Annotated in this window: 16 protein-coding genes; 2 read left to right on the top strand and 14 right to left on the bottom strand. The window is 34.5% G+C overall.

The window, feature by feature from the left end:
* Positions 1-18 precede the first annotated feature (18 nt).
* Entirely contained in the window at positions 19-1,335 is a 1,317-nt protein-coding gene (locus tag J2Z35_RS00435) for a Na+/H+ antiporter NhaC family protein (RefSeq protein ID WP_209658212.1), read from the bottom strand.
* A 75-nt stretch (positions 1,336-1,410) separates the two neighbouring features.
* Positions 1,411-2,124 (bottom strand): tRNA threonylcarbamoyladenosine dehydratase, encoded by a 714-nt coding sequence (locus J2Z35_RS00430; protein WP_209658210.1) that lies wholly within the window; start codon positions 2,122-2,124, stop codon positions 1,411-1,413.
* Positions 2,125-2,335: 211 nt separating this feature from the next.
* Here J2Z35_RS00430 and J2Z35_RS00425 point away from each other — a divergent pair, with 211 nt between their 5' ends.
* The gene (locus tag J2Z35_RS00425; RefSeq protein ID WP_209658208.1) at positions 2,336-2,896 is read left to right on the top strand and encodes a hypothetical protein; all 561 of its coding nucleotides are present in this window, start codon (positions 2,336-2,338) and stop codon (positions 2,894-2,896) included.
* 3 nt (positions 2,897-2,899) lie between these two features.
* On the top strand, positions 2,900-4,159 hold the full coding sequence (locus tag J2Z35_RS00420) for a nucleotidyltransferase (RefSeq protein WP_209658206.1): 1,260 nt from the start codon (positions 2,900-2,902) through the stop codon (positions 4,157-4,159).
* 125 nt (positions 4,160-4,284) lie between these two features.
* Here the strand turns inward: J2Z35_RS00420 and lysS are convergent, their stop codons facing one another.
* From lysS to mce, 12 genes are all read right to left on the bottom strand, one after another.
* Complete coding sequence (gene lysS, locus J2Z35_RS00415) at positions 4,285-5,796, bottom strand: lysine--tRNA ligase (protein ID WP_209658204.1); 1,512 nt, start codon at positions 5,794-5,796, stop codon at positions 4,285-4,287.
* 22 nt (positions 5,797-5,818) lie between these two features.
* Positions 5,819-6,310, bottom strand: coding sequence for a transcription elongation factor GreA (gene greA, locus J2Z35_RS00410; protein ID WP_209658528.1), 492 nt, complete (start codon positions 6,308-6,310; stop codon positions 5,819-5,821).
* Positions 6,311-6,391: 81 nt separating this feature from the next.
* Positions 6,392-7,360, bottom strand: a complete 969-nt coding sequence (gene dusB, locus J2Z35_RS00405; RefSeq protein WP_209658526.1) for a tRNA dihydrouridine synthase DusB — start codon at positions 7,358-7,360, stop codon at positions 6,392-6,394.
* A 1-nt stretch (position 7,361) separates the two neighbouring features.
* Positions 7,362-8,132, bottom strand: coding sequence for a type III pantothenate kinase (locus J2Z35_RS00400; protein WP_209658202.1), 771 nt, complete (start codon positions 8,130-8,132; stop codon positions 7,362-7,364).
* A gap of 116 nt (positions 8,133-8,248) precedes the next feature.
* The gene (locus tag J2Z35_RS00395; protein ID WP_245330686.1) at positions 8,249-8,836 is read right to left on the bottom strand and encodes an ECF transporter S component; all 588 of its coding nucleotides are present in this window, start codon (positions 8,834-8,836) and stop codon (positions 8,249-8,251) included.
* Between the two features lie 145 nt (positions 8,837-8,981).
* Entirely contained in the window at positions 8,982-9,953 is a 972-nt protein-coding gene (locus tag J2Z35_RS00390) for a P1 family peptidase (protein ID WP_245330685.1), read from the bottom strand.
* Positions 9,941-10,903 carry a biotin--[acetyl-CoA-carboxylase] ligase gene (locus J2Z35_RS00385; protein ID WP_209658200.1) on the bottom strand — a complete coding sequence of 321 codons (963 nt, stop codon included), beginning with the start codon at positions 10,901-10,903 and terminating at the stop codon, positions 9,941-9,943. Before J2Z35_RS00385 ends, J2Z35_RS00390 begins: the two co-directional genes overlap by 13 nt.
* An 88-nt stretch (positions 10,904-10,991) precedes the next feature.
* Positions 10,992-12,203 carry a sodium ion-translocating decarboxylase subunit beta gene (locus J2Z35_RS00380; protein WP_209658198.1) on the bottom strand — a complete coding sequence of 404 codons (1,212 nt, stop codon included), beginning with the start codon at positions 12,201-12,203 and terminating at the stop codon, positions 10,992-10,994.
* A 74-nt stretch (positions 12,204-12,277) separates the two neighbouring features.
* Entirely contained in the window at positions 12,278-12,661 is a 384-nt protein-coding gene (locus J2Z35_RS00375; protein ID WP_209658196.1) for a biotin/lipoyl-containing protein, read from the bottom strand.
* A gap of 15 nt (positions 12,662-12,676) precedes the next feature.
* On the bottom strand, positions 12,677-13,069 hold the full coding sequence (locus J2Z35_RS00370; RefSeq protein ID WP_209658194.1) for an OadG family protein: 393 nt from the start codon (positions 13,067-13,069) through the stop codon (positions 12,677-12,679).
* Between the two features lie 12 nt (positions 13,070-13,081).
* Entirely contained in the window at positions 13,082-14,623 is a 1,542-nt protein-coding gene (gene mmdA, locus J2Z35_RS00365) for a methylmalonyl-CoA decarboxylase subunit alpha (protein ID WP_209658192.1), read from the bottom strand.
* A 24-nt stretch (positions 14,624-14,647) separates the two neighbouring features.
* Positions 14,648-15,058 carry a methylmalonyl-CoA epimerase gene (gene mce, locus J2Z35_RS00360; RefSeq protein WP_209658190.1) on the bottom strand — a complete coding sequence of 137 codons (411 nt, stop codon included), beginning with the start codon at positions 15,056-15,058 and terminating at the stop codon, positions 14,648-14,650.
* Positions 15,059-15,063: the final 5 nt, after the last annotated feature.

The raw sequence follows: 15,063 nt of genomic DNA, 5'->3' as shown, positions 1-15,063 counted from the left end.
TTTTAGAAAAAAGGTCCTTTAAGGCATTATTTTCCCTTTATACGGGACCAAAAGCCTATATGCAGGCAGTATATATAGGTACAGAGCGTAGAATATCGATAATGGAGAGGCTTCTAAAAGAAGCAGGGGAGCAAGCACTGCAATATTCCAAGGAATAAGAGGCGCTATAACAATTGCAGTATTTTCTATATTAAGGGCCAGTATTTCATTTGAGATTTCGTTTTTCTTATACATATCTTTTCCAAGAAGGTGAGTAAGCATCACTGCGATTACTTGGCTACATCCAAATGCCGCAGAAAAAAAACTTATTATTACTGTATATAAAAATACTCCCCTTTCGCTCTTAGCTTTATAGGTATATTTATTTATAATTTCAGTTATTTTAATTGCCTCAATAATAGAAGCTATGGAAGATGAGATTATTATTACAGTTATTATTTTTATCATGGAAGTCATTCCTCCGCCGCTTATTATAGTGGCTAAAGGATTTTGAGGTTCAAGAGAATACCCAAAGACAACATGCCTTATAAACTCATAAGGAGAGTTTTGTTGTATTAATATAGATATCACTCCTGCTGATAGTAGACTAAGTATTATAGCTTTTTTTACTTTTATTTTAAATCTTACACTCAAGATTATTATTAACGCAGGAAGAAGGGTTATCCAGTTTATAGTATAGGTTGATAAAATTTCATAAGTTATAGAGGATTCCTTGAAATTCATGGGATAACTCAATGATAGTATTGCGAAGCCAATGGAAGCTATTAAAAACGGTATTAAAGAGGATTTAAACATATTGGATATATTTGTAAATATATCAGTATTAGTAATAGTTGATACGAGAAGAGCACTTGAAGACATAGGTGAATTTCTATCTCCCACATAGGCCCCTGCTATTATAGCTCCTGCTATAAGAGGTATATTCCCGTCTGCACTTCTTGTTATAACCATCAATGCAATACCTATCGTTCCTACAGTTCCAAAAGAAGAGCCTAATAAAAAGGAAACAAATGAACAAATTAGAAATGCATACATTGCAAAAAAAGTGGGATTTAGATATGTTATTCCATAATAAACAAGCCCCCCAACAGTACCGGATGACATCCAGCTACCGGTTAGTCCTCCAATAAGTAAAAGAACCTGAAATACTACAAATGAAACTTTAACTCCTTTTTTTAAGAATTCAAATATAGTATTAGTCCTTATGCCTTTCTTATATGCTAATATTACAAACAAAATAAAAACAAAAAAAAGAGGATAGGCTATAAAAATACCCTTATATACCCCAGCAAGCAAAAGAATAAACGAAACAAAAAAAACAAAGAATATATCCATAGTTTATCTCCTATTTAATCATACTAAACACTTTTTTATTTCAATCAATCCATTGCTTATTATCTTAAAATACTACTATTCCTTCCACTCAATAATATCCCTAACCACCCTTGAGGCCATAAATAATCCTGATACTGAAGGTACAAATCCAGTGGAGCCTGGGATTTCTCTTTTACTTTCATTACTCATTGATATTACTGGCTTGATTGGTTTTTCATCAGAGTATACACAAAGAAGTTTATCTACTTTTCTATTTTTTAATTCTTTCCTCATTACTTTAGCAAGTGGGCATACTGATGTTTTTTTTATATCAACTATTTTAATTTTAGTTGGATCCATTTTATTTCCCATACCCATAGAGCTTATTATAGGAGTATTTGTCTCTTTAGCTTTTATTATAAGATCTATTTTGGATGTAATTATATCTATCGCATCCACTATGTAATCATATTTTACAGAAAAAAATTCGTCCCTATTTTCAGGAAGATATTTCTTTTTTATAGAATGCACTTTTATATTTGGATTTATTTCTTTGATTCTTTCAGCCATTACCTCTACCTTTAATTTACCCACTGTCGACTGTAGGGCTGGAATCTGTCTATTTAAATTGGATATATCAACATCATCAAAATCCACTAATGTAATTTCGCCTATCGAGCTTCTTACAAGGGCCTCAGCAGCATAGCTTCCAACTCCACCTATTCCAAAGACGGCTACATGACTGTTTTTAAGCTTATCAAGGTTTTCTTCTCCTATTAAAAGTCCTAGTCTTAAAAATTCTTTTTCCACTAATTAATCATCCTTTCAAAACTATTAAATCTTTTTAGAACTGAAATGATTTGTTTAAAAAACCACTTTTAAAGTATACTATATTATAAGTAGTAATTCATTAGAATTATTTATTAATGAATACTCCTTTATAATACGATATAAGAAGTATAAAAAATATAATTTTTCCATTTATAAATTTTAAAACATTGTATTTAAAAGAGGTGATTTTATGAAAGTTTCTCCTGTAAACAGAAGTAGGGTAAGCAATATTGTCGTAATGAGACAGACGGTTATAGGCGGTATAGATTCTGTAGAGAAGCCCAATCCAATAACTGCCCTTACCAATAATCCTTCAAATTTTTCTGATAATTTTTGGCTTTCCAACGATCTCTTTTATGATAGTTTGGGTGAAAAACTAAAAGAGCAACATGATTTTCAGCTTCATGAATCACCTATGGGGAATGAAAATATAGATTATGATAAAGAGGATGATGCTATCCTTAATTTTATTGAAGATATAATAAAAAAATATAATATAGCCATAGACTATATGAAAGATGTAGACAAAAAGGCTAAAACCGATAAGCATTTTAGGGTTGCAAAAATAGTAACATCTCACAATAGACCTCTTTCAAATCTTGGGATAACAACAGATAGAAATTATCATATGTCCTTAAATAAAGAAAAATTTCTTCTTACTTCTAAAAAAAGTCCCCATCATATGAAGCTTCTTTTAGACCCAGAAAAAGGAATTATAAGAAAAATTTACGATGGCTTTAAGGGAGTATAATAAATGACTACATTAGGTATAATTGTCGAATATAATCCATTTCATAATGGACATCTTCATCATATTAAAGAGGCTAAAAAACTTACAGGTGCAACCCATGTTGTGGGAGTAATGAGTGGAAACTTTGTACAAAGAGGCGGTCCTGCTCTTATAGACAAATGGTCTAGAGCCAGTATAGCTGTGGAGTGTGGAGTGGACCTTGTTTTAGAGCTTCCCGTTGTTTTTTCTTCCCAATCGGCCGAGATTTTTGCTAAAGGTAGCATTTCAACCTTAGAAAAGACAGGAGTAATAGATTATATTGTATTTGGAAGTGAAAGCAATTCCATTGAAAACATTTACTCTGTAGCAAAAGCTCTATCATTTGAATCCGAAAATTTTAAAGCTATCCTCAAAGACAAGCTTCAGCTTGGTATATCATATCCTAAAGCAAGAGAAGAGGCTCTTAAAAGCTTAGGGATAACTAACCTATCTTCTACCTCTAACGATATCTTAGGCATAGAATATGTTAAGCAGCTAATAAACTTAAATAGCTCCATAAAACCCCTTTCCATTCAAAGGACAGGGAGTGAATACAACAGTCTTACCCTTGAAGGGAAAATATCAAGCGCAACTGCTATAAGAGAGTTTATAAAAAACCAAAAATCCAATCAACATCAAATAAGTTTGGGAAATGAAAACAAAAATTTGTCTTATATCGATAATTTTATGCCTCATCAAACATCTTCAATATTATATAGCCTGATGAAAAGGGGTATTAACCCAATCTTTGATGAGAATTTTTTTAATCTAATACGCTTTGAAATTATCAAATCTAAGGAAAATTTAAAGAGTATATATGAAATTGAAGAAGGACTTGAAAACAGGATTTATAGCCTAGCCCTTAAATCGGAGGATTTTAATGAGTTTATTTTTTCACTAAAAACCAAACGATATACTCTTACAAGGTTAAGAAGAATTTTATTTAATATACTTCTTGGAATACAAAAGAAAGATATGGAGATATTAATTAATGATAAATCTCCTGCTCCTTATTTTAGAGTCCTTTCTTTTAACCAAAAAGGACGAGAGATATTAAAACAAATTTCTCAAAATGCTAATGCTCCAATTATAAACAAGGTGGCATCTTATAAGCCGATATATGACTCTGAGCGCATGATTTTTAAATACGATACATTATCAACAAGAATATATAATTTAGTCTATAACAGCAATTTAGATAGCTTAGATACAGATTTCTTACAATCACCTATATATACAGTTTGAAAAACATAGATAAAAGCTTTTATTTTCAAAATTTATGCAATAAAAACTGGGGCATTTAGTAGATTTTTCATCTATTACATGCCCCAGTTTTTTATAAAATTCTTTTTAGTAGTAACAATATTTAATTACTGTTCAGTCTTCTCTTCTTTTACAATAGGCTTCATTGTAGGGAATAGTATTACATCTCTGATTGAAGGGGAATTTGTAAGTAGCATTATTACTCTATCAATACCTATTCCAAGTCCACCAGTAGGAGGAAGTCCTACCTCTATTGCATTTAGGAAGTCTTCATCAAGAACATGAGCTTCGTCATCTCCTAGCTCTCTTTGTTTTAGCTGATCCATAAATCTTTGTCTTTGATCAATTGGATCATTTAGCTCAGAAAATGCATTAGCAATTTCCCAAGTATTTACGAAAGCTTCAAATCTATTTGTTTTTCTCGGGTCATCTGGATTTCTCTTCGAAAGAGGAGAAACTTCAACAGGATGATGAGTTATAAAGGTTGGCTGTATAAGATGCTCTTCACAGAACTCTTCAAACATCGCATTTATAACATATCCTCTATTCATTCCAGGAGTTATTTCAAGATGCTTTTCTTTAGCTATCGCTAAAGCCTCTTCATCTGTATCTATCTTATCAAAGTCTACCCCTGTATACATTTTTATTGCATCTGTCATAGAAAGTCTTTTCCAAGGAGGTGTAAAGTCTATTTCAGTTCCTTGGTAGTTTATTTTTGTAGTTCCTAGAGACTTTTCAGCCATATAAGCCACAGACTCTTCTGTAAGCTTCATTATATCTTCATAATCTGCATATGCTTGATAGACCTCTATTGCAGTATATTCTGGGTTGTGTTTGATAGACATTCCTTCGTTTCTAAACATCCTTCCCATCTCATATACCTTCTCAAAGCCTCCAACAATAAGCCTTTTAAGATAAAGTTCATTTGCTATTCTAAGATACATGTCTATGTCTAAAGTATTGTGATGAGTCACAAAAGGTCTTGCAGATGCTCCCCCAGCTAGAGTTGCAAGTATAGGAGTATCTACTTCAAGAAATCCTCTCTCATCTAAATATTCTTTAAGAGCTTTTGTGGCCTTGCTTCTTGTTATAAATGCCTGCTTTACCTCAGGGTTTACTATTAAATCCACATACCTTTGTCTATATCTTATATCAGTGTCCTTAAGACCATGATATTTTTCTGGAAGAATTTGAAGTGATTTGCTTAAAAGAGTAACAGATGAAGCTTTAACTGACATCTCTCCTCTTTTTGTTTTAAATACTGTTCCAACTATACCTACTATATCTCCGATATCGTAGGTTACAAAGTCAGCATAGCTATCTTCTCCTATTGCATCTTGTCTTACATATATTTGGAGCCTTCCATCTTCATCTTGTATATCTATAAAAGAAGCTTTTCCATGCTCTCTCATACTCATTACTCTTCCAGCTAGTGAAACTTCTGTTCCTTCAAGCTCTTCAAACTTATCTTTTACATCTCCTGTTTGATGAGTTTTTTCATATTTTTCAATTTTAAAAGGGTCTTTTCCTGATTCTTGAAGTTTTTTTAGCTTTTCTCTCCTTATTTGGAGCATTTCATTTAAACTTAAAGCCTCATTTTCGACATTTTGATTAGACATGTATTCCCTCCTATTACGATTTTTATCTACTTATTTCTACTACTTTTATTTTTGCAATTCCATCAGGAACCTGCACTTCAACCTTATCTCCAGCATTTTTTCCAAGAAGAGCTCTACCAATAGGAGATTCATTAGAAATTTTCCCTTCAGCTGGGTCAGCCTCTGCTGAGCCTACAATAGTATATTCATCTTCATCTATTTCTTCTTCATTTGGTGCTTGAAATTCGATTTTTACTATAGATCCTACAGTTACAGTATTACCATCTATAGCTGACTCATCAATTACTACTGCATGTCTTAGTATGTTTTCAAGCTTCATTATTCTTTCTTCAACTTGTGCCTGCTCATTTTTTGCTTCATCATACTCCGAGTTTTCCGAAAGATCTCCAAAAGAAATTGCTATTTTAATTCTTTCTGCAACTTCCTTCCTTCTTACGGTTTTTAACATCTCTAGTTCATCTTCAATTTTCTTAAATCCTTCTTCCGTTAAAAGAACTTCTTTCGTTTGTTCCATCATTAACTCCCCTTTATTTTATTAGCCATATTGGCTGTATTTGCATAAATATATGGCACTGATTATATAATACGCCACCTTTTATGTCAAGGATTCCAAATAATCTCTTAGTTTATTTATGACTTCCTCTGGATTTGTAAGATGATTTAGTTCCTCTTTAAAGCTGGCACTATTTTTCATTCCCTTTAAATACCATCCAATGTGTTTTCTCATCTCCCTAACTGCTTTATGCTCATCCTTATACTTAAGAGCCAGATGATAGTGGTTAATAGCAGTATTTATCTTATGGGAATCTGATATTTGTTCGATTATACTATCTTCATTTATATAATCATATATTTCTTTAAAAATAAATGGGTTTCCTTGAGCTCCTCTACCTATCATTAAAGCGTCTGCTTTTGTATGAGACAAGATATTTTTTGCATCTTCAAATGTAAAAATATCTCCGTTTGCAATAACAGGAATATTCAAAGTGTTTTTTACTTCTTTTATTATGTCCCAGTCTGCTTTTCCACTATAATATTGTTCTCTTGTTCTTCCGTGAACTGTAATTGCATCAGCTCCTGATTTTTCCATAAGAGATGCAAATGATACTGCATTTACATTTTTTTCATCCCAGCCTTTTCTTATTTTTACTGTAACTGGAAGATTTGTATTTTTCTTTACTGATTTAACTATCTCAGCTGCTAGCTCTGGATTTTTCATAAGTGCTGATCCATCACCGTTTTTTATTACTTTTGGAGCAGGACATCCCATATTTATGTCTATCATTGCAAATCTGTTTAGAGATGTTAATATTTTTGCTGATTCCCCCATAAATTCAGGTTCAGAGCCAAAAATTTGGACAACCACAGGTTGTTCCTCTGCTTCTACTTTTATCATTTCAAAAGTATTTTTGTCTTCATAGCAAACTGCCTTTGAGTTTATCATCTCTGTATAAAGCAAGGATGCTTTATGTTTTTTACATATAAGCCTAAAGGGAAGATCTGTAACTCCAGCCATAGGAGCTAAAAATACTTTTCCTTCGGGAACAAAACTTCCTATTTTCAATTTAACCATTATTCCTTTCGTATATAATCCTAAGTCCTTCAAGGGTAAGGAATTTGTCAACAATGCTTACTGTTGAGGTTTCTGCACATATTAACGTGGCTAAGCCTCCTGTTGCAACTACCTTCACATCCTCTTCCCCTAATTCCTTAATCATCATTTTCACTATATTGTCTACAAGGCCTGCATATCCAAATACTATTCCTGATTGCATAGCCCATGTTGTATTTTTACCTATTACACCCCTTGGTTTTGCAATCTCCACCTTATGAAGCTTTGATGCTCTTTGAAAAAGAGCCTCACTAGATATCTTTATTCCTGGTGAAATTGCTCCTCCCAGATATTCTCCCTTTGAAGAAACTGCACAAAATGTTGTTGCTGTTCCAAAATCTATCAATATTAATGGACCACCATACTTTTCGAAACCTGCTACTGCATTTACTATCCTATCAGCCCCAACTTGTTGAGGGTTTTCATATTTTATATTTATACCAGTCTTGACTCCTGGACCTATAATTATAGGTTCTTTATTACAAAATTTCATGGAAAAATTTTCAAGAGAGTGCATTACCTCTGGAACCACTGAGGAAATTATCACATCTCTTACATTATTTAGAGAAAGATTTTCATATTCAAATAACTGTCTTATTATAACTCCATATTCATCGGAGGTCTTTGCTTTATCTGTTCCTAGCCTAAAGCTTGATATTAGTTCTTTTCCTTTGTACGCTCCTAAAACCATATTTGTATTTCCAACATCAAATACAAGTAACATAACAGCACCTCTTTAAATATTATAGGTATATATTAAGGGAAGCCAACGGCTTCCCTAAAATTATTTTAAATAAATCAAAACTCTAAAATTCTAAACCAATCTTTGATTTTAGATTTTTATTTCTTTATCTTTTTTATCCCTTTTACTGCTGCTGTTACTATTAGCATTGCAACGAACATCTCAGGAAGACCGTTGGCTATTCCAATAGAGCTTATTACAGTAAAAGCTTTTTCACCTGACATACCAAGAGCAGATACAAACCTTTCAGCATAAAGAATGTATACCATCCCTAATACTCCAAGAGTATTTGTTAGTGTTCCAAGTGCTCCTGTTATTCCAAATGATACTGTTTCATTTTTAGTTATTTTGAAAGTTCCTTTATATACATAGTAAGATACAAGTCCTATAAGTATCCTAGGTAGTATAGAAACAAGGGGATTCCAAAACACAAATGATACTGGTGTAGGCGTTGTTATACTTCTAATCAAAGAGAATATCCCGAAGATTAATCCTACCGCCATTCCTACAATTGGGCCTTCCACAATAGCTCCTATTATTACTGGAATATGCATTATGGTTGCATTTGTAGGCCCTACAGGTATAAACCCAAGTGGAGTCATACCAAGGATTACAGATATAGCTCCAAGCATTCCTGTAACCGCCATGTGTCTTACTGAAAAAGTCTTTTTCTTAACTTCTACCAATTTGTACACCTCCGTTCCAGCTCCATATGGATGCCGGACAATTAAAATAAATTAGATTAAAAAATACTGAAGTTCAGCTTCAAAAGAATACCGACTTCCAACTAAATATTATATTGCAATTCTTGTATTTTTTCTATAGTTTTCATTAAATTTTCTTCGAATTTAAACATCTCCATGATTTTAAATCTCCCAAAGAGCCTGATTTGTATATTGCGTTATGAATCGCTTTTTCCATTGAAAGACTTGCTATATGAGATATCTTGTCAGTTGAGCACTCTATTTCTCCAGTTGATAAAGTAAATATTGTATCACCGTCTAAGGAAGTATGAATTGGAGATATTGCTCTTGCATAGCCATTATGAGCCACCTGAGATACCTTTTTGCACTGGCTTTTATTTAAAACAGCATTTGTAATTACAGCTCCTATTGTAGTATTCGTATTTGAAAATTTTCTATCTTCCTGAAAATTCAACAAAAGCTTAGAGGAATTTGCAAACCCATCTTTCTCGTCATTTAAAGCTCCTGCAATTATGCTTCCATCTTTTATTACATCTCCAAATGCATTAACAGCTACAATAGCTCCTACGATAAGTCCCGTATCATCCTTATATTCATAATATCCAAGACCTGATTTCATAGCAAAATCCATTCCCTTTATTTTTCCAATTGAAGCTCCTGTACCAGCTCCTATATTTCCCACTTCAAAGTCTGAATTTGCGTTTATTGAGGCGCTATATCCCATTTCTTTGTCCGGTCTTGTCAAATGACTTCCTATATATAAATCAAAGAGTACGGCTTGACAAACAATAGGAACTTTAGCAACTCCAACATCAAAACCAAATCCTTTTTCTTCAAGATATTTCATAACTCCACAAGATGCTTCTAGTCCAAAGGCTGAACCTCCAGAAAGGACAACAGCATGGACTTTATCAACCGTGTTTATGGGATCAAGCAAATCTGTTTCTCTAGTTCCTGGAGCTCCTCCCCTTATATCTACTCCCGCAACTGCTCCTTGTTCGCAAATAATTACAGTAGCACCTGTAAGCCCGTCTAAATTTTGTGCATTACCTATTTTTATACCTTTTATTCCTATGGTTGGCATCTTCAGCTCTCCCATCTAATGGATATTTCTCCTGAATTGAGCTCTTTTACTTCCTTGTTTTCAAATTCCACAAGTAAGGTTCCATCTTTGGTTATATCTATTGCCTTTCCCTTTTCTACTTTATCCTGATAATGGATATATATTTCTTTTCCCAAAATACATGAATACTCTTTCAGGATTTTGAGAATTTCACTTTTATCTCCATCTACAAACGAGAGATAAAGCTCCTCAAATATAGGTAGGAATCTCCAAAGAAGCTCAAGTCTTCCTATGTTATAGCCCTGGATTTTAAGAGATGTGGCAATATCCTTTATTTCCTTAGGGAAAGATTCACCTTTTATATTTATTCCCATACCCAGTATTATATACTCAACACTTTCTACATCAGCGGACATTTCAGTAAGTATTCCGCAGATTTTTTTTCCATCTATAAGTACATCATTTGGCCACTTTATTCCTACTTCTACATTAAGCTCATCAAGTGTTTTTGCAAGGGCTGCAGCTGCTATGCTGGTTAGAAATGATGCTTTTGAAGGCTCAATCTGAGGTTTTAATATAAAAGATATATAAATGCCTTCTTTGCTTCCAGAATAAAAGAATCTTCCTCTTCTACCCTTTCCCCTTGTTTGTTCTTCCGAGATAACAATAGTCCCGTCCTGCTCATCTCTTGCAATTTGCTTTGCAAAATCATTAGTCGACTCCACAGTCTCCATGGTTATAACCTTTGAACCAATTTTTTTAAGGTCTATTCCTGTTTCAATCAAGTCATTGTTCATAAAGTCTGGGTAGCTTACAAGCTTATATCCTTTTTTCGTTACAGATTCTATTTCAAAACCCATTTCTTTTAGCTTATTCATTCTTTTCCAGATAGCCGCCCTAGTAATTCCTAATTCATCGGATATTTTTTGACCAGATACAAATTCTCCATTTGCATCTATAAGAAGTTTCAATATTAGCTTATTCATACTTCCCTCCTTCCCCATATTGTATAATACTTTTTAAGTCAGTTTTTTATATTGTTTAAAAAAATAGCAGCCTTTAAGGCTGCTATTTTTATTTAAATAGACTTAGCATAACTCCTGCTGCAACTGCAGATCCAATTACACCTGCAACGTTTGGTCCCATAGCATGCATTAGAAGGAAGTTTGCTGGATTAGCTTCTTTTCCTACAGTGTTTGATACACGAGCTGCCATAGGAACAGCAGAAACTCCTGCAGAACCTATAAGAGGATTAATCGGGTCTTTTGTGAACTTATTAAGTACTTTGGCAAGAATAACTCCACTTGCTGTACCAACTCCAAATGCCAATATACCAAGAATAGTTATTTGTATAGTCTTTAGCTGAAGGAATTCTGCTGCATTAGCCGTTGCTCCAACAGAAACTCCTAAAAGTATTGTAACTATGTTTATAAGCTCATTTGTAGCTGTTTTTGAAAGTCTTTCAGTAACTCCACACTCTTTGAAAAGATTTCCAAGCATTAGCATACCAACTAGAGTTCCAGCAGGTGGAAGTATTAAAGTTACAATAATCGTAACTATTATAGGGAAAATTATTTTTTCCTTTTTAGTTACTACTCTAAGCTGGCTCATTACTATTTCACGTTCCTGCTTTGTAGTTAAAGCCTTCATTATAGGCGGCTGTATAACTGGTACAAGCGCCATATATGAGTATGCTGCAACTGCAATAGGTCCAAGAAGATGTGGTGCAAGCTGAGATGTAAGGAATATTGCTGTAGGTCCATCTGCACCTCCAATTATTGCTGTTGAAGCTGCTTCTTGAGCTGAAAAACCTAATGCTATTGCACCAAAGAAGGTAAAGAATATTCCAAACTGAGCTGCTGCTCCAAGAAGCAAACTCTTTGGATTAGCTATTAGTGGCCCAAAATCTGTCATTGCTCCTACCCCAAGAAATATTAGAGGAGGGAATATTCCAAGCTTAACCCCTTGACCTAAATAATACATTAGACCTCCAGGCATTACAGTTTCCATATAGACCGAAAAAGTCCCTTGCTGTGCGCTTGCTGCCTGATCCATATTCGTTATTTCTTGAAAATGAAGAAGGGTTTCAGGTTTTCCCATTATATTTGCAAGTGGAAGGTTCACAAGAAGCATTCCAAATGCTATAGGAACAAGTAAAAGAGGCTCAAAGCCCTTTCCTATAGCTAAGTAAAGTAGAAAGCAGGAAACTATAATCATTATAGCCTGCTGAATTGTTATCGATGCAATCCCTGTAGAACTCAGGAATTCTATTATAACTTGACCCATAGGGCATCTCCTTTCTAGTTAAGTCAGCTACTAAAATCTTAGATTTTATGTAAATGACTACTGATGTTTTGATATTATCCTAGTGTTACAAGTACATCTCCAGAATTCACAGATGCTCCCTTTGATACATTTATTGACTGTACAACACCATCTTTAGGTGCAACCAGTTCATTTTCCATCTTCATAGCTTCAAGAATTACAAGTACTTGCCCTGATTTTACTTCTTGTCCTTCAGAAACCTTTATATCTAGTATTGTTCCTGGCATTGGTGCCTTAACTCCGTCTCCTCCTGCAGATGGCGCTGGAGCTTTTTTAGCTGGAGCTGGTGCTGCCTTTGGTGCTGCTTGTGCTGGTGCTGCAGCTACCTGTGGTCTTGGAGCAGATACTACTCCATCCTTTATTTCTTCTACTTCTACTTCGTAAGAATTTCCATTTACAGTTATATTAAATTTTTTCATCATAAACCTCCTAAGTTATAGTCTGCTTTGTATTTGTTCTAATCTTCCGCTTCTTGCCCAAGACGGTGAGCTTTCTCCAAGTCTTGCTATATTTACAACTCTTATAGAGCTTTCACTTACTCCCATAGATGAAGCAACAGCAGCTGAAATTACAGCTACAAGCTCTCCCATATCTTCTTCATACTCTACTTCTGTTTCAACTACCTGAGCCTCTGGTGCAACTTCTTTTGGAGCTGCTCCATTCATAGTTTTTTCAAGAAGCTTTATTACTCCCATAAGCAATATTAAGATGGCAAATACTATAGCCATTGAAAGAACAGTAATTACAAGTCCTCCAAACATTTTCTGTCCAAAGTTTAAAGCTCCGATATCATGGGTCATAAGATCCAATATTTCATTAATATTCATTTAAATTCCTCCTTATAGTGGTATATTTCCATGCTTCTTAGGAGGTCTTTGCTCTCTCTTTGAAAGGAGCATATCCAGTGCCTCAGCTAATCTTATGATTGAATGAGCTGGCTCAATCACGTCATCAACAAAGCCTCTCTCCGCTGCTTTATAAGGCGTTGCAAATTCATCTGTATATTCTTTTATCTTTTGAGCTCTAGTCTCTTGTGGGTTTTCAGCATTTTTAATATCATTTCTGAATATTATGTTTGCTGCTCCCTGAGGTCCCATTACTGCTATCTCAGCTGTAGGCCATGCATAAACCATATCTGCACCAAGGTCTTTTGAGCACATTGCAAGATAAGATCCTCCATATGCCTTTCTTGTAATTAAAGTAACCTTTGGTACAGTTGCCTCACTATAAGCATAAAGCATCTTTGCACCATGTCTTATGATTCCGCCAAGCTCCTGCCCTGTACCTGGAAGGAATCCTGGAACATCAACTATAGAAATCACTGGAACATTAAAGCAGTCGCAAGTTCTTATAAATCTTGCTGCCTTATCAGAAGCGTTGATATCAAGGCATCCTGCCATAACCATTGGCTGGTTTGCTATTATACCTACTGATTGGCCGTTGATTCTTGCAAATCCAACTACCATGTTTTGAGCATAGTATGGCTGTACTTCAAAGAAATCTCCAGAATCAACAAGTCCTGTTATTATTTTTTTCATATCATATGGCTTATTTGGATCAGATGGAACCATATCGTTAAGAGATTCTTCTATTCTATTTACATCGTCAGCTTCAAATACTGGTGCCATTTCCATGTTGTTTGAAGGAAGATAGCTAAGTAGTTTTCTTATGTTCATGATACATTCTTCATCATTTGCTGATACAAAATGAGCTACACCTGAAACAGAGTTATGAGTCATTGCTCCACCAAGATCTTCAGCAGAAACCTCTTCTCCAGTTACAGTTTTTATTACCTGTGGTCCTGTAATAAACATCTGGCTAGTCTTATCAACCATAAATATAAAATCTGTAAGTGCTGGAGAATAAACCGCTCCACCAGCGCATGGTCCCATTATTGCAGATATCTGAGGAACTACACCTGATGCAATTGTATTTTTATAAAATATCTCTCCATATCCAGCAAGTGCATCAACAGCCTCTTGAATTCTAGCTCCACCAGAGTCATTTATTCCAACTACTGGAGCTCCCATTTTTATTGCAAGGTCAAGTACCTTAACTATTTTTTTTGCATGCATCTCTCCAAGAGATCCACCTACTACAGTAAAGTCCTGTGCAAAAGCATATACAAGTCTGCCATCAACTTTTCCATATCCTGTTATTACACCCTCTGCAGGAGCTTCAACTTTTTCCATTCCGAAATTTGTGCATCTATGCTTTACAAAAGCATCAAGTTCTACAAATGTTCCTTCGTCAAAGAAAAGATTCATTCTTTCTCTAGCTGTAAGCTTTCCTGCTTCATGCTGCTTGTCTATCCTTTTTTGCCCGCCTGCCATTTCAATAACTCGTCTTTTCTCGCGAAGCAGTTCTAATTTTTCTGACATGATAAGCCTCCTTATTTTACTTTTTTATTCTCTCTCGCTAAGCTCTAACAGTATTCCTCCAGTAGCTTTTGGGTGACAAAATGCTATTTTTGCTCCACCAGCACCATATCTTGGTTTTTCATCAATCATAGCATAGCCTTTTTCTTTCATGTTTGCTATAGCTTCTTCTATATTATCAACTCTAAGGGCAACGTGCTGAATTCCACCTCTACCCCCGTTTTTTTCTATAAACTTTGCTATTGGTCCATCTGGAGAAGTAGATTCAAGAAATTCAAGCTCAGTGTCTCCTACTGGAAAGAAAGCAACCTTAACCTTTTGATCTTCAACAACTTCTGTTCCATGACATTTGATATTTAGCACTTCTTCATAAAATTTAATTGTTTCATCAAGATTTGTAACTGCAATTCCAATGTGATCAACTCTAGATACGTTCATGATAG

Source organism: Acetoanaerobium pronyense (assembly GCF_017874355.1).
GTDB lineage: Bacteria > Bacillota > Clostridia > Peptostreptococcales > Filifactoraceae > Acetoanaerobium > Acetoanaerobium pronyense.
This window is presented reverse-complemented; position numbering and strand designations above follow the sequence as displayed.

Coding starts and splice junctions, on each gene's coding strand:
- J2Z35_RS00435 (WP_209658212.1), bottom strand. CDS start 1,335: ATGGATATATTCTTTGTTTTTTTTGTTTCGTTTATTCTTTTGCTTGCT.
- J2Z35_RS00425 (WP_209658208.1), top strand. CDS start 2,336: ATGAAAGTTTCTCCTGTAAACAGAAGTAGGGTAAGCAATATTGTCGTA.
- J2Z35_RS00420 (WP_209658206.1), top strand. CDS start 2,900: ATGACTACATTAGGTATAATTGTCGAATATAATCCATTTCATAATGGA.
- lysS (WP_209658204.1), bottom strand. CDS start 5,796: ATGTCTAATCAAAATGTCGAAAATGAGGCTTTAAGTTTAAATGAAATG.
- greA (WP_209658528.1), bottom strand. CDS start 6,310: ATGGAACAAACGAAAGAAGTTCTTTTAACGGAAGAAGGATTTAAGAAA.
- J2Z35_RS00400 (WP_209658202.1), bottom strand. CDS start 8,132: ATGTTACTTGTATTTGATGTTGGAAATACAAATATGGTTTTAGGAGCG.
- J2Z35_RS00390 (WP_245330685.1), bottom strand. CDS start 9,953: ATGGGAGAGCTGAAGATGCCAACCATAGGAATAAAAGGTATAAAAATA.
- J2Z35_RS00385 (WP_209658200.1), bottom strand. CDS start 10,903: ATGAATAAGCTAATATTGAAACTTCTTATAGATGCAAATGGAGAATTT.
- J2Z35_RS00380 (WP_209658198.1), bottom strand. CDS start 12,203: ATGGGTCAAGTTATAATAGAATTCCTGAGTTCTACAGGGATTGCATCG.
- J2Z35_RS00375 (WP_209658196.1), bottom strand. CDS start 12,661: ATGAAAAAATTTAATATAACTGTAAATGGAAATTCTTACGAAGTAGAA.
- J2Z35_RS00370 (WP_209658194.1), bottom strand. CDS start 13,069: ATGAATATTAATGAAATATTGGATCTTATGACCCATGATATCGGAGCT.
- mmdA (WP_209658192.1), bottom strand. CDS start 14,623: ATGTCAGAAAAATTAGAACTGCTTCGCGAGAAAAGACGAGTTATTGAA.
- mce (WP_209658190.1), bottom strand. CDS start 15,058: ATGAACGTATCTAGAGTTGATCACATTGGAATTGCAGTTACAAATCTT.